The organism is Nostoc mirabile CHAB5784 (assembly GCF_020829645.1).
In the GTDB taxonomy this organism is placed as follows: domain Bacteria; phylum Cyanobacteriota; class Cyanobacteriia; order Cyanobacteriales; family Nostocaceae; genus Nostoc; species Nostoc mirabile.
In genome coordinates this window covers 1-17,207 of the sequence record NZ_JAIVFS010000130.1, presented here as the reverse complement: position 1 = coordinate 17,207, position 17,207 = coordinate 1, and the positions used below count along the sequence as shown (strand labels likewise).

20 protein-coding genes and 1 pseudogene are annotated in these 17,207 nt (G+C 45.8%); 10 read left to right on the top strand and 11 right to left on the bottom strand.

What is annotated here, in order from left to right:
* Positions 1-238 precede the first annotated feature (238 nt).
* Genes LC653_RS39120 through drmC form a run of 3 tightly spaced genes read left to right on the top strand, consistent with a single transcriptional unit; the run spans position 239 to position 3,833 of the window.
* Positions 239-1,069 (top strand): helicase-related protein, encoded by an 831-nt coding sequence (locus LC653_RS39120; protein ID WP_308189219.1) that lies wholly within the window; start codon positions 239-241, stop codon positions 1,067-1,069.
* Positions 1,070-1,110: 41 nt separating this feature from the next.
* Positions 1,111-3,021 carry an MrfA Zn-binding domain-containing protein gene (drmB, locus tag LC653_RS39115; protein WP_229500712.1) on the top strand — a complete coding sequence of 637 codons (1,911 nt, stop codon included), beginning with the start codon at positions 1,111-1,113 and terminating at the stop codon, positions 3,019-3,021.
* Positions 3,018-3,833 carry a DISARM system phospholipase D-like protein DrmC gene (gene drmC, locus LC653_RS39110; protein WP_229500711.1) on the top strand — a complete coding sequence of 272 codons (816 nt, stop codon included), beginning with the start codon at positions 3,018-3,020 and terminating at the stop codon, positions 3,831-3,833. The genes drmB and drmC overlap by 4 nt, the downstream gene beginning before the upstream one ends.
* Here drmC and LC653_RS39105 read toward each other — a convergent pair.
* The 7 genes from LC653_RS39105 to LC653_RS39075 all read right to left on the bottom strand — a co-directional run bounded on the left by LC653_RS39105 (position 3,797) and on the right by LC653_RS39075 (position 7,440).
* On the bottom strand, positions 3,797-3,955 hold the full coding sequence (locus LC653_RS39105; RefSeq protein WP_229500714.1) for a DUF1579 domain-containing protein: 159 nt from the start codon (positions 3,953-3,955) through the stop codon (positions 3,797-3,799). The two genes, drmC and LC653_RS39105, sit on opposite strands and share 37 nt — an antisense overlap.
* A gap of 124 nt (positions 3,956-4,079) precedes the next feature.
* Positions 4,080-4,712 (bottom strand): glutathione S-transferase family protein, encoded by a 633-nt coding sequence (locus LC653_RS39100; RefSeq protein WP_229500710.1) that lies wholly within the window; start codon positions 4,710-4,712, stop codon positions 4,080-4,082.
* A gap of 109 nt (positions 4,713-4,821) precedes the next feature.
* The gene (locus tag LC653_RS39095; RefSeq protein WP_229500709.1) at positions 4,822-5,256 is read right to left on the bottom strand and encodes a VOC family protein; all 435 of its coding nucleotides are present in this window, start codon (positions 5,254-5,256) and stop codon (positions 4,822-4,824) included.
* 316 nt (positions 5,257-5,572) lie between these two features.
* Positions 5,573-5,983: a VOC family protein gene (locus tag LC653_RS39090; RefSeq protein WP_229500708.1), complete on the bottom strand. Its 411-nt coding sequence runs from the start codon at positions 5,981-5,983 to the stop codon at positions 5,573-5,575.
* 84 nt (positions 5,984-6,067) lie between these two features.
* Positions 6,068-6,499 carry a YciI family protein gene (locus LC653_RS39085; RefSeq protein WP_229500707.1) on the bottom strand — a complete coding sequence of 144 codons (432 nt, stop codon included), beginning with the start codon at positions 6,497-6,499 and terminating at the stop codon, positions 6,068-6,070.
* A gap of 87 nt (positions 6,500-6,586) precedes the next feature.
* Positions 6,587-7,084, bottom strand: a complete 498-nt coding sequence (locus tag LC653_RS39080; protein WP_229500706.1) for a VOC family protein — start codon at positions 7,082-7,084, stop codon at positions 6,587-6,589.
* A gap of 35 nt (positions 7,085-7,119) precedes the next feature.
* Positions 7,120-7,440: a YciI family protein gene (locus tag LC653_RS39075; protein ID WP_229500705.1), complete on the bottom strand. Its 321-nt coding sequence runs from the start codon at positions 7,438-7,440 to the stop codon at positions 7,120-7,122.
* A gap of 270 nt (positions 7,441-7,710) precedes the next feature.
* Here LC653_RS39075 and LC653_RS39070 point away from each other — a divergent pair, with 270 nt between their 5' ends.
* The 6 genes from LC653_RS39070 (at position 7,711) to LC653_RS39045 (ending at position 13,340) form a co-directional block, all read left to right on the top strand.
* Positions 7,711-8,925: an RNA-guided endonuclease InsQ/TnpB family protein gene (locus LC653_RS39070; protein ID WP_229500704.1), complete on the top strand. Its 1,215-nt coding sequence runs from the start codon at positions 7,711-7,713 to the stop codon at positions 8,923-8,925.
* Positions 8,926-9,105: 180 nt separating this feature from the next.
* Entirely contained in the window at positions 9,106-10,374 is a 1,269-nt protein-coding gene (locus LC653_RS39065) for an RNA polymerase sigma factor (protein ID WP_229500703.1), read from the top strand.
* Positions 10,375-10,607: 233 nt separating this feature from the next.
* The gene (locus LC653_RS39060; RefSeq protein ID WP_229500702.1) at positions 10,608-11,033 is read left to right on the top strand and encodes a VOC family protein; all 426 of its coding nucleotides are present in this window, start codon (positions 10,608-10,610) and stop codon (positions 11,031-11,033) included.
* 201 nt (positions 11,034-11,234) lie between these two features.
* Complete coding sequence (locus LC653_RS39055; RefSeq protein ID WP_229500701.1) at positions 11,235-11,720, top strand: hypothetical protein; 486 nt, start codon at positions 11,235-11,237, stop codon at positions 11,718-11,720.
* A gap of 308 nt (positions 11,721-12,028) precedes the next feature.
* A complete protein-coding gene (locus LC653_RS39050; RefSeq protein ID WP_229500700.1) occupies positions 12,029-12,229 on the top strand; it encodes a hypothetical protein in 201 nt (66 codons plus the stop codon).
* Between the two features lie 178 nt (positions 12,230-12,407).
* Positions 12,408-13,340, top strand: a complete 933-nt coding sequence (locus tag LC653_RS39045) for a GIY-YIG nuclease family protein (protein ID WP_229500713.1) — start codon at positions 12,408-12,410, stop codon at positions 13,338-13,340.
* Between the two features lie 191 nt (positions 13,341-13,531).
* Here LC653_RS39045 and LC653_RS39040 read toward each other — a convergent pair whose 3' ends face one another.
* From LC653_RS39040 to LC653_RS39025, 4 genes and pseudogenes are all read right to left on the bottom strand, one after another.
* Positions 13,532-13,882, bottom strand: coding sequence for a hypothetical protein (locus LC653_RS39040; RefSeq protein WP_229500699.1), 351 nt, complete (start codon positions 13,880-13,882; stop codon positions 13,532-13,534).
* Positions 13,882-14,216 (bottom strand): annotated as a pseudogene (locus LC653_RS39035) (DUF5674 family protein). The gene LC653_RS39040 and the pseudogene LC653_RS39035 overlap by 1 nt, the downstream one beginning before the upstream one ends.
* Positions 14,217-14,398: 182 nt before the next feature.
* Entirely contained in the window at positions 14,399-15,451 is a 1,053-nt protein-coding gene (locus tag LC653_RS39030) for an aldo/keto reductase (RefSeq protein ID WP_229500698.1), read from the bottom strand.
* 194 nt (positions 15,452-15,645) lie between these two features.
* Positions 15,646-16,380 carry an SDR family oxidoreductase gene (locus LC653_RS39025; protein WP_229500697.1) on the bottom strand — a complete coding sequence of 245 codons (735 nt, stop codon included), beginning with the start codon at positions 16,378-16,380 and terminating at the stop codon, positions 15,646-15,648.
* A gap of 421 nt (positions 16,381-16,801) precedes the next feature.
* Between LC653_RS39025 and LC653_RS39020 the strand changes: the two genes are divergently transcribed.
* Positions 16,802-17,125 carry an AraC family transcriptional regulator N-terminal domain-containing protein gene (locus LC653_RS39020; RefSeq protein WP_229500696.1) on the top strand — a complete coding sequence of 108 codons (324 nt, stop codon included), beginning with the start codon at positions 16,802-16,804 and terminating at the stop codon, positions 17,123-17,125.
* Positions 17,126-17,207: the final 82 nt, after the last annotated feature.

Here is a 17,207-nt window from a genome sequence, read left to right as displayed (position 1 = left end):
GAATTACGCTCTCAACTGAAAAAACACCATAAAGCCAGAATTGAACAATATCGATTTCGCAGAGATCCCAAGGGTTACTTGGCTAATTTAGAGAGTCGTCTTCTCTAGTAAGTTTTACCACACTAGGAAAAAACACCATAAAGCCAGAATTGAACAATATCGATTTCGCAGAGATCCCAAGGGTTACTTGGCTAATTTAGAGAGTCGTCTTCTCTAGTAAGTTTTACCACACTAGGATATTCCTGTAGTTCTAGATAGGCTAGAAACATCCTTCGATCCAGTACGAGAAGCACAAATCAAAGCCAAACGCAAAGCTGGGGAAAAAGTCGATCAGCTTGAACCACTGGATGTTTTACTTGCTACTAATATGATTTCCGTGGGTGTAGACGTGAAACGCCTGGGTGTGATGGCTGTTACAGGTCAGCCAAAAAATACCGCCGAGTATATTCAAGCTACCAGCCGTGTCGGGCGGACATTCCCTGGTATCGTATTTACAGTTTATAATTGGGCGCGTCCTAGAGATTTATCCCACTACGAAAGATTTGAGCATTACCACGCTACATTTTATCAACACGTAGAAGCGCTATCTTTAACACCCTTTGCGCCCCGTGCGATTGACAGGGGTTTAGCCGCGTTGTTTATATCCCTTGTGCGGTTGGCGGGTAGAGAATTTAACGGTAACAACCAAGCAGGACGAATTGAACGCAACCATCCTTATATACAATCTGCCATTAATACAATTTGCGATCGGGCTAATTTAGTTGCGGGTACAGAAGCCCAAAAACTCGTTAAACAAGCACTGGAAGCCAAATTAGATATCTGGTTGAGTAAAGCACAAAACTTGATTGGAGGCGGTACTCTCAAATATCAGACAGACAAGCGTGATGGTTTAACCATTGAATTATTAGAATCAGCAGGTCAAGGAATTTGGCAAGAATTTACTTGTTTGAACTCCCTGCGAAACGTCGAACCGACAGTAGGGTTAATTTTTCAAGATCAAGTGCCTGATGATGACTTTAGTCGCTTACCTCAAGCAATGAAAGAAGAGGGAATAGGGAATAGGGAATAGGTAAAAAATACAGTTTAATAATCCACAATGCCCAATGCCCAATGCCCAATGCCCAATTCCCCAAAATGAGCCAATCTAACTATAAATACAGAGTAGGCGAACTGCGACCCAGCCAGATTTTATTTTCCTTCGGTGTAGGTGCTGTACTCGACCTGCCAAACCTTTCAGTTATGGTTATGGGTTTGGAGGACTGGAACACGCAACAGGGAGTAGTTGAATTAGGGGAACAGCGTCTCCTTGCAGCCATTCGTCGTGAATTAGGCCAACAAGTTAAAAAACTACTTGCACCTCCAATACCTGCTGAAGATGCCTCTTCATCTAGTCCTTTTGACGAATATGCCAGAATAGGAATTCCCGTCGCTCCCTTTCCTGGATGGATGGTATGTCCGAGATGTCGGTTGCTAGCCCCTTTATATCCTTATTTCCAACTTAAAGAAAATTCTTATCGTCCAGACCAAACCCGTTACGTTCATCTAAACTGTCCCAAAAGTCAAAAGAAAGACCCAACAGCAATACCATCGCGGTTCCTCGTTTCCTGCGATCGCGGACATTTAGATGACTTTCCTTGGTTATATTTTGTTCATCGTGGCAATACAGCCTGCAAGGGGCCACTCAGGCTGGAGGAATACGGTGTATCTGGTTCACCTACAGATATTGTAGTCAAATGCAATGGCTGCAACAGTGAGCGTCGATTATCCGATGCCTTTGGTGAATTAGGCAAAAAAAATATGCCGCGTTGTCGCGCTCGTCACCCGCATCTACGTGGTTTTGACGATAGCTGCGACGAACAGATGAAAACCATCTTGTTGGGAGCATCCAACAGCTGGTTTCCAATTACACTCTCAGCCTTATCAATTCCCATCACCTCCAATCAATTAGAGCAGTTGGTCAATCAAAACTGGACTATTTTGGGAAAAGCGAGTAACTTTAGTGCCTTAGATGCTGTGCTACAAGCTTTCTTCGCTATGGGGCAACTTCAGGAATTATCTAAATACACAACAGACAAAATTTGGGCGCTAGTTGAACAAAAACAACTTCAGCAGCAAAGCAATTTTGATGATGAAAGCGTCAGGGACTTGAAAACACCTGAATGGCAAATTTTCTCAGCAGCAGACCCAAATCTTAATACCCCAGATTTTCAACTGCGGACTGTCAACCCACCATCTGGGTATGAAAATTACTTTTCGCAGGTAGTGTTAGTAGAGAGATTGCGAGAAGTTCGTGCCTTAATTGGCTTTACACGCATTCAATCACCTGGGGATTTTCTTGACTCTGGAGAAATTCTCACAGAGCATCGGGTTCCATTGAGTCGCAGCAAACCTAAATGGGTACCGGCAAGTGAAGTCAAAGGCGAGGGTATCTTTATCCAGTTCAAAGAAACGACACTTCATCAATGGGAGCAAAATCAACTATTGCGAGATTATGAGCGTCAAGCATTTGATGCTCATAAAAAGTGGTGTAATGTTCGTTCTCTCGATCCAGACAAAGTTAAATTTCCCGGTGTACGCTACATTTTACTACACTCTTTTGCTCACGCTCTGATGCGGCAAATGGCCCTTGAGTGTGGTTACAATGCTGCCAGTTTAAAGGAGCGAATTTACTCCAAACGACCAGAAGAAGAAGGCGGCCCAATGGCAGGCATACTAATTTATACCGCCGCGCCTGATAGTGAAGGTACCTTGGGTGGTTTAGTCAGTTTGGGAGAGCCTAAAATACTTGGATACCATATAGACCAAGCTTTAGAACAAATGCGGTTATGTGCTTCTGATCCCTTGTGTGCAGAACATACCCCCTTTAAAGGAGCTACATCACTACATTGGGCAGCTTGCCATGCTTGTCTGTTTAGCCCAGAAACCTCCTGTGAACGCGGCAATAAGTATCTGGATCGCGCGGTACTTATTCCCACTGTACTATCCGCAGACTTAGCGTTCTTCCCAGAGGAGAAAACGTGAGCTTTTTACCACCGCTTTTATTGGCTCAAATTCGTACCTGTGCCAAACAACTTCCATCTCCTGTTTTAGATGCTGTAATTAATTTGTTGATAGCTACTCCAGCAAGATATTGTGATTTTGCGTTGAAAGCATCAATCTTGAAACAACTGCCCAATACTAATTTTCGCCGATTAGTAGGGGAATTGTTAGAAACTTGGTGTCGGGAAGCTATTTATTTGGACAGTAGTGCGATCGCGTCTGCATTAGCCACAGCAATTTACTGTGAAGTGGCGGCAAAGGATGAGTTGTCTGTTGAGTTGGTTTGGACTGGCCCCACAAGTGAGGGTATACCACTTCGCAGAACAGAACAAGTGTTACTACAATTAATTCACGAAGCGCAACGGGAAATAATTCTTGTCAGTTTTGCTGTTTATAAGATTCCAGAGATTGCAAAAGCATTATTAACAGCAATGAAACGAGAAGTCACTGTGCGAATTATTGCTGAAACCCCCGAATCTAGCAAGGGTAAAATACCTTTTGGAGTCAGTGCAGCATTGGGACTGGAAATTGCCCAACAAGCACACATTTTTATTTGGCCACGAAATAAGCGGCTTACAGATTCAGAAGGAAGGTATGGTTCCTTACACGTTAAATGTGCGATCGCCGATAGAAAGCACCTGTTTATTTCCAGTGCTAACCTCACTGAGTACGCTCTGACATTAAATATGGAAATGGGACTACTAGTTCACGGTGAAGATATAGCTCATCAAGTAGCGGAACATATCGACCGTTTAATTCAGGAAGAGTTTCTCGTATCTTTAAACTCGCTGTAGGCATAAGTATTCAGTAGGTAACTCATTTTTAGTGAGCAGCTTTCGCTGTGCCCAAGGCAACGCACAGTCTCTGTTCCCGTTGATTTTACGGGAGGTTGATCGGGTTCCATCATCGCTTCGATTTCATACGTCCACTCACCGACGAGTTTCTGGAGCCACTGATGTTCTTTCTTTTTGCGGTTGAGCAGGCATGGGTGAGGTTTGTTCAGCTTGATTGGGTTCCATTGGGTTATCTCCTTTTGTGAATCATTGTGAGGTCTGGTTGAGACTTGCAAGTGCAGCTGCGATTCGCTGAGATGCCTTTGGTCGTTTGTACATTCGTTCCATGTAGTCCACCAGCGTGGGGAAAGTGGCGAGTAGCTGAACTTCGTTCGCCCAATCCAGTGTGTAAGCAAGCACAAAATCAGCCACTGTGACGTGTTCACCCACTACAAACTGCCGATCCAACAGATGGTTCTCTAAAACGACAGCCATACTGGTGAAGTCTTGCCGAGCGAGAGGTATTTCAGCAGGCAATCTCAACTCTTCTGGGTATATAAACGTGTGGCGAGCGATACGCCATAGCGGCTGTTCTAATTCGGTGGCAGTAAAGAGGAGCCAACGATAAAGCTGTGCTCGCAGAAGCAAGTCTGTAGGTACCAGTTTAGATTCTGGGTACTTCTCACCGAGGTACAAAGCAATGGCTACGGATTCAGTGATGATATGTTCGCCATCGATGAGTACAGGGAGCTTGCCAGTGGGATTGATGGTGAGAAAATCGGGTGTACGGTGTTCACCTGCCTGCATGTTGATGGAGATTGCTTCAAATTCCACCCCAAGTTCCTGGAGAACCCAACGAACCCGAATTGATCGCGTGGGAGCAAATTCATAGAGTTTCATGAATCAACCTCAGTGATGTGCAAATATCTTTCATCTTCTTGTATGAATGGGTGTGCTCATGTTTCGATGAGTTCGCGAATTTGTGTTCCACTGGTTGTTCTGTTGTGGTTCACACTCCTGCTCCTTCCCTTTCAGCCTCAACTGGATGGGTTGCTTCGGGTTCCATGTAAATCAGTTCCCAAATGTGACCATCTAAATCCTGAAATCCATGCGCGTACATAAATCCGTGGTTTTGAGGTTCGTTGTAGGTTGTGCCACCAGCAGCAACGGCTTCACGAACCAGCTGATCCACTTTTTCTCGGCTCTCAACTGATAAGCACGTCAACACTTCGGTACTTTTTGTGGCATCGCAAATCGGGTTCGGCGTGAATGTTTTGAATTTCTCATGCGTCAAAAGCATCACAAAGATGGTTTCGGACACAATCATGCAGGTGGCCGTTTCATCGGTAAATTGGGGGTTGAACTGAAAGCCAAGTTTTGTGAAAAACTCGATGGATTGCTGGATATCTTTGACAGGTAGGTTGACGAAAATTTGAGTACTCATGGTTTCTCCTGGTGTAGTTAGTTGTTGGTCAGTGGTCAGTGGCTATTTAACCTGAGTTCGGGTTAAGCCAGAAGCTAAAAAGCTTATTCTGTCAGGATTGAATAAAACTGGAATTGATCAAGCAGGGATAAAAGTGGAATCATTTTGTCAATAAGGTTCACAAATGAAACTAATCTCAGCAATATGTCTTATTGACAATAGATGAAAACAGAGCTTTAGACCGAACAACGATAATTCAAGGCTTTTGAGGATTTCTTATCCTGAACTCAGGTTATTTACAAAGGACAAAGGACGAATGACAGATGTTGGTATAGGCTCAGATGGTTTGTTCGCAGTTGATCATCCACGGTGTCCCAAACTGATCGGTCAACATGCCAAAGCGCGATGACCAGAACGTTTGCGCGATCGCCATCTTCACCTTGCCGTTTTCTGCTAAAGCGTGAAAAAGCCGTTCTGCCTCAGCGATTTCAGGAACGCTAATTTGTACGTAGAAACCTTGCGGGGTTTCAAAGTATCCTGGTGGGCAGTCAGATCCCATCAGGAGGTGATCATCTAGTTCAAGGCAAGCGTGCATGATTTTGTCCTGCCATTCCGGTGAGACATTTTCTGCAGAAGGTGCTTCTTTGTGTGTCATCATCATAGTCATCTTGCCACCCAGACATTGTTCATAGAACTTGAACGCTGCCTCACAGTTGCCGTTGAACATCAGGTAAGAATTGAGTTGCATTGATTTCTCCTTTTGTAATCGATTCTGCGTTTTGATGAGCGGATCGTTCGCACATGAACATCATTTGCGCGGTTGCTGATGACGTTACTCTTGCTGCTGCGTTTCAACCTGAGCGCGAATGCGGTCTTCCTGCTCCCTTAAGGCGGGTGTCAGGACTTCACCAAAATCCTCTGCCTCGAATACGGGACGAATCTCAATCTCGGAGTCTCCTGGCATAGGGTTAGGGCAGCGCTTTACCCAAGCAACTGCCTCTTCCATTGAGTTCACCTGCCACAGCCAGTACCCTGCCACTAGCTCCGGCGCTGGAGTGAAAGGTCCCTGGGTGACGGTGCGATCGGTTCCTGAAAAGTGAACTCGCACCCCTTTTGAGCTAGGATGAAACCCCTCAGCGGCGAGCAAGATACCTGCCCTGGCTAATTCTTCGTTGTACTGCCCCATTTCAGTTAAAAGCTGTTCGCTCGGCATGACCCCAGTTTCGGAGTCTTGGGTTGCTTTGACAAAGATCATGACTTTCATTGTGAAATCTCCTGTTGAATGGTTTTGAGTTAGATTGCGAGGGGTTGGGTGTGCTGATTAGCGCAAAGCGCAACTCCGAAGGAACCGCTAATCAGCAGCGACACGCTTGAGTTCATCAATCTCGATCTTCTTCATTTGCAGCATGGTAGTGGTCACTTTTTGAGAGGTTGCCGCGTCGGGGCGGTTGAGTAACTCAATCAGAATGCGAGGAATAATTTGCCAGGAGACGCCGTATTTGTCTTTGAGCCAGCCGCATTGCTGTGCGGTTTCATCCCCACCGGCAGACAATTTTTGCCAGTAATCGTCCACGTCCGCCTGGGTATCGCAAAAGATTTGGAAGGAAATCGCCTCGTTAAATTTGAAGGTCGGACCACCGTTGAGTGCTGTGAACGGCTGACCATCAAGTTCAAAGCTGACAGTCATGACGGCTCCGGCTGGTTTTCCGTGAATTTCCTGTCCAGCGTCTCCATATCGACTGACGTGGACAATTTTGGAATTGCGAAAAATCGACGTATAAAACTGAGCGGCGGCTTCGGCTTGATCATCAAACCATAAACAGAGAGTAATTTTAGAATTGTTTTGCATGAGGGTTCTCCTTGAGTTCAAGCGGTTAAGGACGGTCAAGGCTGTGCTGGTAGTCCCGCAACTTCGATGACAGGACGGATTTCGACGGTGCCGACTTTTGCACCTGGGATGCGGGTGGCGATCGCAATGGCTTCATCCAAATCCTGAGCATTAACGAGGAAGAATCCACCCAATTGTTCACGGGTTTCGGCAAATGGTCCATCGGTCACGAGTGATTTGCCATCACGGACTTGGACACTGGTTGCGGTTGCAACAGGATGGAGTGGAGCCGTCGCCAGAAATTGTCCTTGAGTATGCAAGTCCTGGGCGAGTTTGGCAGATTCTCCATAGCAATGCTCCTGCTCGGTGTCGCTCATGGCGTTTTCGTCCATATAAATCAGCAGCAAATATTTCATCTAAACCTCCAGGAGACTCCCACCAAAACTGTACTCAGTTTGGTGGCGAGAGGAATGGAGGGCTAATTGCGAAACGTCCCTTGAGTGAACGCCAGTTGCTTTATGCCGGGGAACCCATCCACCGCACTGGCTCATTTGTGCTTTAGCTAAAACTTTGATGGGGACAGTTGAGCAATTAGCAAATATTTTGCAATCCAAGGGTTTGTGCATTGTGTTTTCTGAGATAATTGGATGAGTTCTAATGCAAGTACAATGCAAGCAATATCGGTAAAATGCAAGATTCAAGTCCCTATAGAGTTGCGCTCTGAAATAGACCGCACTTTGCAGGGATTTGCTGATGCTTGTAATCAGATATTGAAGGTTGCAAAGCGTGAAAAATGCTGGAATACTACCAAGCTTCACCACTTGGTTTATAAGCCAGTACGCGCATCTACAGGCATTAAGGCAAACCATGTCTGCCAAGCGATTCGCCGTGTGATTAGTAACGCCAAGGCAGTTAAACAAGTCCACAAGTTCAGACCAACATCTTTGAGTTTGGATGCTCGGACTTTTCAGTACTTGGAAGAACTGCAAACTGTCGGTGTTACTTTGATGTGCGGTCGAGTCAAGTTCAAGTTGAGTATTGGTAACTACCAGTTGGCATTGCTTAAAGGGCAATCCCCAACGGCTGCTACTCTCAACAAAACCAAACACGGGGATTACTACATCAATATCTGTGTTGACCTGCCTACCAACCCCACAGGCAAAACGCCTAAAGTAATTGGGGTAGACTTGGGACGGCGCGACATAGCGACCACTTCCAATGGTGGCTCTTGGAGTGGTAAACAGATTCAAAACACTCGTGACCGATACAGTAAAGTCAGAGCTAATGTTCAATCCAAACGCACTCGCAGTTCTAGAAAACTGTTGAGAAGGCTCTCTGGGAAAGAACAAAGGTTCCAAAAGTGGTTGAATCACAATATCTCGAAACAGTTGGTTCAAGATGCCAAACAAAGTAATTCTGCTTTGGCATTTGAAGACTTGACTAATATCAGACAATCGCTCAATCAGCAACCACGTAGTAAGACAGAACGACGTAGAACTAACAATTGGGCTTTCTACCAATTGAGGACATTTGTTGACTACAAAGCAAATATCGCTGGTGTTCCGGTTGTTTTTGTCCCACCTGCTTATACCAGTCAGACTTGTTCGCGGTGTCACCATGTGCATCCGGTCAAAGGTAAATCCTATCGTTCTAATAAGTCTTTCAAGTGTGGGCATTGTGGTTTTGAGCATGATGCTGATATAAACGCCGCGCTAAACATTGCAGCTTTGGGGGTTTCGGTAAACAACCCTGAAGTTCCAGGGATTGCTTGCTTGTTGGAGGGACAATTTAGCTTGTTTCCGACTGGTGGTGAAATCTGGGACAAAGCCTACTCCGCATTTGGGAAGGACAAATCGGTGTAGGTAGTTTACTCGGTTGCCTCCTTTGTGATTAAGTCGAACGGGAATTGTCCAAATCGACACCTGAGTGCAAAAATTTTGTCTAGTACAATTGAACTTTATCTCCCTTTATTTAGTCAGTCGAACGGCAATTGCTCAAATCGACACCTTGCCCAAAATTCTTTATGTCTTTTTGTGAAAGGTATGGCTTCAATCCCAAAAACAGATGTGGCTCAAGCAATTGCTGCCCTTTATCGAACTGAATGGGGGCGCATTGTCGCTATTCTGATTCGGCTGATCGGAGATTTTGATGTAGCTGAAGAAGCTGCACAGGCAGCATTTACAGCGGCAGTGAATCAGTGGGAAAGCGACGGTATTCCCGATCGTCCCCGTGCCTGGATTATCCGAACTGCCCGGTACAAGGCGATCGATCGCCTCCGACGACGCACGAAACTGACCGAAAAACTGGAGTGGTATGCGGCATCTGGCTTAATTCCATCCACTGAAGAACCAACCTATGACAGTGATGAAATTGGAGACGATCGCCTGCGATTAATCTTTACCTGCTGTCACCCGGCACTGGCAACGGAAACTCAAGTAGCGTTGACCCTCCGAATGTTGGGTGGACTGGAAACCGACGAAATTGCCCGCGCCTTTCTTATACCGACTGCAACAATGGCACAGCGGTTAGTTCGTGCTAAACGCAAAATTCGAGACGCAGGCATTCCTTACAAAGTACCTGAGACGACTGATCTCGCTCCCCGGATAGAGGCAGTCCTGACAGTCATCTATCTCATCTTCAACGAAGGTTATGCCGCAACTAAAGGAGATGCGATCGTGCGGGCTGACCTCTGCATCAAAGCGATTCGCTTGGGGCTACTGGTGCGGCAATTGCTGGCACCCCAACCCCCATCTGAAGTCACAGCACTGGTGGCGCTGATGTTATTGCACGATTCGCGGCGCAATGCGCGTCTAGATGAGGCAGGCGATTTGATTTTGCTAGAAGATCAGGATCGCAGTCGTTGGAATCATCTACAGATTGCTGAGGCGTTACCTCTGGTAGAGGAAGCGTTGCGGGGTGGAACCGGAGTGTATGCCCTGCAAGCGGCGATCGCCGCCCTCCATTGTCAGGCAACCCGCGCCGAAGAAACAGACTGGGCGCAGATCGTGCGGCTCTATGAGGTGTTAGAACGCTTGCAGCCCTCACCCATTGTTACCTTGAACCGAGCAGTGGCGAGCGCAATGGCAGACAGTCCTCAAGCCGCATTTGGACTGATTGATAGCCTTGCTCCAGAACTGGACAGCTATCATCTCTTTCATGCCACCCGTGCAGATTTATTCCGGCGTGTTGGAGCATTAGAGGAAGCGACCCAGAGCTATACACGGGCACTAGAATTAGTGAAAAATGACAGTGAGCGTCGTTTTCTGGAACGTCGGTTGCGCGAAGTTCAACCTAACATTCAGTCCGGCTAAGGGTTTACAACAGTTTAAAGCGCCAGGCATCCATGATGCCGTTGAAAAAGAAATGAAAAATCTTCTAACAGGGTGAACTTGTAACTTAACAAAAGGCAAAAGAAGACAAGTCGGCTTAGTACTTTAGTACTGTTATAATCCAATCGTTTCATCAAGTTGTGTTAGGGTGCAGCAAATCACCGATCGGCTCTCTGGCACATCCACATCCACCTCAACTGATAGAGGATTCCGACATGGATAACAATCCCAGCATTCTCTCGCACGTTTCGATTGGTACTAATGATTTTGAACGAGCGATCGCCTTCTATGATGCTGTGTTGCCAACATTGGGCTGTAAGCGATTTATGGAGCATCCGGGGGCGATCGCCTATGGCAAACAGTATCCCGAATTTTGGGTGGGAACTCCCTTCGACGGGCAACCTGCAACGGTTGGCAATGGAACTCACATTGGTTTTATTGCTCCTACAAAAGAAGCAGTCCACGCCTTCTATGAGGCAGCATTAGCGGCAGGAGGCAAAGACGATGGTGCCCCCGGTGGCAGACCCGACTATAGTGAGCCGTATTACGGCTGCTTTGTGCGCGATCCAGATGGACACAAAATAGAAGCCGCCTTCTGGGATGAGCAGCTTGAGCAGCAACTCAACCAGAACAATGGTTGACCAGAGAATGACTCATTTTTAGAGGCAAGATAACACTATGGAATTCCATCGAGGTCGCCTGATTGACCATGTTCATGATCGCACTTAGGTGCGGTTTGCTTAAGTAATCAACGATAATAAATGTACTCCCGGCTCCTGCTCATCGCCCCACTAATTCTGTTAAAATCGCGTCTTCCAGCACGTAAATTTTGAGGCACTGCCATGTGTGCAAAGGGATTTGGGCAATCTCAACCTACTAAAATCGATAAACTTATTGAATCTGCGGTGCGTTATTGCCACAAGCGACACCCAGAAACCTTAGACAGCATCTTTGATTATCTACCTGTCAACCTCAACCACCGAGTAGTGACGGGGATTTTGGCAGCATTGCAGAAAGATATTGACACTTTGAGTTGGTTTTGCGGCTACATGGCATCAGAAATCAACCGCACTGAGGACAACCAAAAGCCTCATCATCCCATCGCGGAACTTAGCAAAACTCTGATTACATCGGGGATGGAACCCTTTACTGATTTTATGCCTTACCCAGGTTGCCGCATCGTTATACTCAATTCGGAAAAATTTGAATCATTGCCAGAGTCAGTTCAAGCTGTGGTGCAGCAGGCTTTTGACATCAAGGAAAGTACTGGGAAAGAGGCACAAAGGATAAATGATGCCTTACTGCAAGAGTTGGTGGTTCAGGAATAAAAAATTGAAAACAGGAATTGTAGTAAGCGCCAGCCATGTCGCTCTTGCTTATCGCCCTTCATTCAAGCGCTCGCGTTCAGCGTCTCGTAGAAAGGAAAAAAGAGCGATGTCTCCGGCGGGCGGATACGCCATTGTACATCAAAAGCAGTCTGCTTTCAAGTGATGCCTGCCGCAGGCTATTCGGTGTTGCCCCCATCTTTTTAGTTTTGTAGTCAGGCATCGCACCTACAAATGATTAACTGTGATGCATAAGTTGTTAGATTATTTCAGTTAAATATATATATTCAATAACCAACACAGAATCACCTATGAAACTCGCTAACCCGCTCAATTTGGCAAATCTTGTTGGTTCTATTTTACTACCTAGAATCGCTAACAATCAAACAGCTACTTCTAACAAGAGTGAAACATCAATTACTTTACCCAGTAATCCCATAAATATCAATTACCTGCAACCATTTGATACTGCTGTTATTGCTTATTACATGATTATTGGCAATTTTGAATAAAGTATAGTTTCAGTACAGCCTTTGAAAAGCTACTTTACCTATCCAACCTTGGAGGGGTTTTTAATTGGTGCATTAATTCTTAAAATCAACATGATATTACTCCAGAAGATAGAGACATATTAGAAAAGTTAAAGCACACTAGTAAGAGCAACTTTAACTATTCAGTAATGGTGTGGCAATGTGGCTGAAATATGGTGTAAATGAAGAAGGTATCTTGATATGTATTGAAGATATCAATAGGGGGAAGACTTCACTTCAGTGTCCTTACTGTAATAGTAGTCTAACTGCTAAAAAAGGCAAGGTGAAAGAGCATCATTTTGCTCATAATGAAGAAACCTGCCGCCCCATAGCTAACCGAGAATTTCCTACTCTGCCACTCTATGACAATTTCAACGTTCAATTATCTGGCAAAGATTTGGCACAGTTAAAGCTGCTTTGGCAGGAGTACGGAGCCAAAAATTACCCTATTAGTTCCTACTTAATTACTTCTGGTTTACTCAAAGCAGGAGTGTTAAGAAAAAACCTATACTTAACCCCACCTGAGTATGAATTTAGTGATTTGGGTAAAATTCCTGTTGGAGCGCTAGAGTTTGCGCGGTTCAATGATGTACAGGAGCCACTATTACTTAAAAAACTGCTGAAATTTGAGCTAGCTTTTAAACACGCCGAATACAAAAATGCTCCAGATTTAGCATATCGATTTACTGATTTGAAGCTATATCGCACCCAACTTCAACGTATTCTATTCTCTAGCCTATATTTTTTAGAGATTGAAACGAATATTGGCATTTTGTACAAGATAGGAGTAACCCAAAGACCCGTTGTCAAGCGAGTAGCAGAAGTAAAAATTGATTTACTTGCTCATTATTCGAGTGTTGCTATTAGAGTATTAGGAACTTGGGAGCATAGAGGGAATATTGAACTGTATTTCAAACACCGCTATCAGGGCTTTAATTATCCCATCGGAAGTTTAACTGAGTATTTTAAGTTTAATGCTGAGGATACCGAAATGGTACTGCGTGACCTACAACAAATGCAACCTAAAATACTATCTCAAGATGAAAAAAATATTCTTGAGGAGAATTCTAGCTGGGAGCAAATTGCTGTGTAGTATTCTCTTAATCCCGTAGCAAAATCTAATTAATTACCAAATAAAAATAATTATTTTATTGCTATATCTCTAAATACTCTACCACTGATGATAAGGCGACTGCTAACTCTTGATACAGCAGTATTTACCGAGGAGCGATGGCGTAACCGCCCAGCGTAGCTGATCGCAGTGGTCAAGCGCATTACTTGAGACTATGCACTCATAGATTCAGAAGCTAGCAAACCCGACATCTCCAATACTCGCTGTGACCAAGTAGACGCAACAGATGCAATATCTGTAATTTCCATTGATTTGTCCCAAACATTAATCCAGTTTTGTAATAAGTCTTGGAGTTGATTTAATTCAACATTATTTATTTCACTTTTTTGTTGTATTAAAGACACGTACAACAAACTTTCTGACAACAATATTGGAACTAATTCACGAATTGCACTCTTTTGTGACCAAGAGTTAAGGCGTGCCAAACTAGCTGCCAATTCTCCTAATTGTTGCGCGTGGGGTTGACGTAAAAAACTCGCTTCAATTGCACTCCAGTTAGGCATTACAATCCTCCTAGCAATTGCTTGGTAATTTGGCTAACTTGTTCTCGAATATGGTTAGACTGTATTATCATACTACGGTTATTCTGGCTTGGGCGAATGTTGATGATTGACTCAAACACGATTTCTTGAATCAAAGGAGACCAATCCACACCCCAAATATCTCGTTGTCTGCTACCGTCTTTGAGTAACTCTTGTTCGCATTCATAATGGCGAACGCCACCACCTGCAAGAATTTTGCGTTCGATGTCTACTGCTATTTTAATGAATACATCCCAAGTTTTACCATTTCGTCTATTTCTTCACGACTAGCAGGCTCACGGATTATTAAAATCAATTGAATTTAGTCCCAAGTAGCAATCAACAAGATCATTCCATAGATTAGTGAATCACGCCAAACAATTGAACATAACCCAAGTCAGTAATTTTATCTGTGGTGTTGTGGCAAGACATGGAGAATACACTTTTGAAATCGACTACCTTAAGTTACTAAAGTACTTTGCAACACAACCGAAGCAGCTACCTCCAGCCTTGGACGATCGCGCCGCCGAAAATGCTACGATTCACCTCGCTGGTGAAGATGCTATAGGGAAAGGCGGGATCAAGGGCACTGCTCTCGTCCAGCGTCCGGATCTGTTCCGGGGTGAGGCGGATGTCCAATGATGCCAGATTGTCATGTAGTTGATCGAGCTTACTGGCACCCAGAATCGGCGAGGTAATGCCAGACTGCGCCAAAACCCAGGCAAGGGCGACCTGCGCCAAGGGGCGATCGACTTCCTCTGCCACCGTTCGCAGGGTATCAAGGACGCGCCAGTTACGATCGGTGAACATCTGGTTCCCGAAAGGATTGGGGCCAATCAGCCGTCCTTGACCGCTCGCCCCCGCCTCCTCGCGCTGGTACTTGCCAGTGAGGAAACCGGCAGCAAGGGGACTCCAGGCACAGATGCCGAGACCGCATTCACGGGCGGCGGGCAGATGTTCGCGCTCAATGCTGCGTTCAACGAGCGAATACGCCAGTTGCATGGCGATGGGCCCGGGAATGTTATGCGCTGTGGCGATCGCCGCTGCCTTGGCAGTGTACCAGGCTGGCACATTTGAGAATCCGAAGTAGCGGATCTTGCCGACGCGTACCAGGTCGCCGAGCGACTGTAGTACTTCTTCAACGGGCGTCACCATATCCCAGGTGTGCATCCAGTAGAGGTCAACATAGTCGGTACGGAGGCGGCGCAGCGAACCCTCAAGCGCCCGATGCATGTTTTTGCGTCCGTTGCCGCCTGCATTCGCGTTGCCCGGTTCGCCGCCGTGAAAGCTGAACTTGGTTGCAAGCACTAGTTGGTCGCGTAGGCTGCGATCGGCGATATAGCTACCAATCAGTTCCTCGCTGCGACCCTTGGCATACACGTCGGCGGTGTCGATGAAGTTGCCGCCAGCATCGACATAGGCATGAAAGATGGACTCAGAAACCTCATCGGGCGCACCCCATCGCGGGGTGCCGAAGGTCATGGTGCCGAGGGTGAGCGGGCTGACGATCAAGCCGGAGTGTCCGAGAGTGCGGAAGGCGGTAAGGCTCATAGGTTTCTTTTCTGGCTGAAACAACAAAGTCGATGAAGAGTGCTGAGTTAAAAGTGCTGTTAGCGGATAGCTAAGGTTTAGCCCGTGCTGAGTAAGAAGAGGAGTACTAAGTACTCAGAATGGTAAAAGTGTCTTGTCTGTGTCAATCAAGCTCATGACGCAAAGAAGGGACACAGAAGTGATGTCTTGAATACCTAGAAGGCACTGGCTGTCGGGCGGACAATGATTTCGTTAACATCGACATCATCCGGTTGGGAGACAGCAAATAAGACAGATTGGGCGATCGCCTGAGGGGTGAGGGCAGTTTTGCGGAGTTCTTTCAAGAAGCCTTTTACTGCATCGTCCGTGATCTCAGAGCCGAGTTCGGTCTCAACGACACCGGGGGATATGATGGTCACGCGAATGTTCTTCGACTCCTGGCGCAGTCCATCAGATATCGCCCAAACAGCATATTTTGTCGCGGAATAGACTGCACTGGTTGGCCCTACCATGTGAGCAGCGATCGACGCAGTATTGATAAACTGTCCGCCGCCTTGTGCTTCCATGATCGGTAAACCAGCCGCAATGCCGTTCAATACGCCACGGATATTTACATCAATCATGGTGTCCCACTCCTCGACTTTCAGGGCATTCATTGGAGACAAGGGCATCACACCTGCATTGTTGAAGATCACATCGACGCGACCAAATTTTTCTTTAGCAAAATGAATGAATGCTTTCACATCCTCGCGATCAGTGACATCCACTGCTTTGAATTCTGCAATGTTTCCCTGGTCGTGGATCTCTTTGACAATCGCTTCTAGCTTTTCTGTACGCCGTGCCCCCAGAACTACATTTGCACCGTTTTGAGCAAGTAACTTCGCGGTGGCTTCACCGATGCCACTACTGGCTCCAGTGATCACAATAACTTTGTTTTCTACATTTAACATGATGACTGTCCTTGCTGTTGAGGTTGATTTGATTTAGAAAAATATGCCTCTAGAGACTTCAATTCTTTGGGTATTTACTCATCGGTTTCCGCGATGGGTGAATGCCCACCGTAGGCGATCGCAGAAACAACGCTGTTCACTTTTGCCTCACTGCTGCGATCCGTCACGATTACATGAACCCCTTTTTTCGCCAGCGCCAAAGCGGTATTTTTCCCCAGTCCTTGGCTTGCTCATGTGACTAAAGCAATTTTTGCCTTGTTCCTCTTCATTGCCTCATCCTTTCAGCCTTGTCTTTCAGCATGGGTTCATCATAAGGTTGAAAAGCTTTTCCCTAAATACACAAACCTTGCAGATGATTGCCTAATCCTCTCAAGTCAGCCGTTGGCAAGAAAGAAATATTCTCTATAATGAGCGTATGAGGATGGTATCAGTCAGGAATGAGCGCGTGGTGATTGAAACACTGAACTATGAAGCGGCAATCAGCAAGTGTGACGAACTAGCAGCATTAGTCACTCGGCACACTGACAGTAGGGGAAACGGTGTTCATCCAACAGCAATTAGTCAGTTAGAATTCATGCGGGAATCTGATACTTCAGCCACAATGCAGGGGGTCGCCGAACCAATTCTTGGCATTGTCGTTCAAGGCAAAAAAGAAGTGTTGCTGAATGAGGAAACCTATGGGTATGGTGTGGCTCAATATCTAGCGCTCTTTTATTACTCTCATGAGAGTATAATTAATTACTAACAGTTTAACTTAGCAAGGGTATTTAATTGGGTTCAAGAACGGCTACCTCCACGATCACCGTGGTAGATCAGTACTGCGATGC

What these genes read in the sequence shown, in the direction of transcription:
- drmB (WP_229500712.1), top strand. Translation starts at nt 1,111, where the DNA reads ATGCCCAATGCCCAATTCCCCAAAATGAGCCAATCTAACTATAAATAC.
- LC653_RS39100 (WP_229500710.1), bottom strand. Translation starts at nt 4,712, where the DNA reads ATGAAACTCTATGAATTTGCTCCCACGCGATCAATTCGGGTTCGTTGG.
- LC653_RS39095 (WP_229500709.1), bottom strand. Translation starts at nt 5,256, where the DNA reads ATGAGTACTCAAATTTTCGTCAACCTACCTGTCAAAGATATCCAGCAA.
- LC653_RS39090 (WP_229500708.1), bottom strand. Translation starts at nt 5,983, where the DNA reads ATGCAACTCAATTCTTACCTGATGTTCAACGGCAACTGTGAGGCAGCG.
- LC653_RS39085 (WP_229500707.1), bottom strand. Translation starts at nt 6,499, where the DNA reads ATGAAAGTCATGATCTTTGTCAAAGCAACCCAAGACTCCGAAACTGGG.
- LC653_RS39080 (WP_229500706.1), bottom strand. Translation starts at nt 7,084, where the DNA reads ATGCAAAACAATTCTAAAATTACTCTCTGTTTATGGTTTGATGATCAA.
- LC653_RS39075 (WP_229500705.1), bottom strand. Translation starts at nt 7,440, where the DNA reads ATGAGCGACACCGAGCAGGAGCATTGCTATGGAGAATCTGCCAAACTC.
- LC653_RS39070 (WP_229500704.1), top strand. Translation starts at nt 7,711, where the DNA reads ATGAGTTCTAATGCAAGTACAATGCAAGCAATATCGGTAAAATGCAAG.
- LC653_RS39065 (WP_229500703.1), top strand. Translation starts at nt 9,106, where the DNA reads ATGGCTTCAATCCCAAAAACAGATGTGGCTCAAGCAATTGCTGCCCTT.
- LC653_RS39060 (WP_229500702.1), top strand. Translation starts at nt 10,608, where the DNA reads ATGGATAACAATCCCAGCATTCTCTCGCACGTTTCGATTGGTACTAAT.
- LC653_RS39055 (WP_229500701.1), top strand. Translation starts at nt 11,235, where the DNA reads ATGTGTGCAAAGGGATTTGGGCAATCTCAACCTACTAAAATCGATAAA.
- LC653_RS39050 (WP_229500700.1), top strand. Translation starts at nt 12,029, where the DNA reads ATGAAACTCGCTAACCCGCTCAATTTGGCAAATCTTGTTGGTTCTATT.
- LC653_RS39045 (WP_229500713.1), top strand. Translation starts at nt 12,408, where the DNA reads ATGTGGCTGAAATATGGTGTAAATGAAGAAGGTATCTTGATATGTATT.
- LC653_RS39040 (WP_229500699.1), bottom strand. Translation starts at nt 13,882, where the DNA reads ATGCCTAACTGGAGTGCAATTGAAGCGAGTTTTTTACGTCAACCCCAC.
- LC653_RS39030 (WP_229500698.1), bottom strand. Translation starts at nt 15,451, where the DNA reads ATGAGCCTTACCGCCTTCCGCACTCTCGGACACTCCGGCTTGATCGTC.
- LC653_RS39025 (WP_229500697.1), bottom strand. Translation starts at nt 16,380, where the DNA reads ATGTTAAATGTAGAAAACAAAGTTATTGTGATCACTGGAGCCAGTAGT.
- LC653_RS39020 (WP_229500696.1), top strand. Translation starts at nt 16,802, where the DNA reads ATGGTATCAGTCAGGAATGAGCGCGTGGTGATTGAAACACTGAACTAT.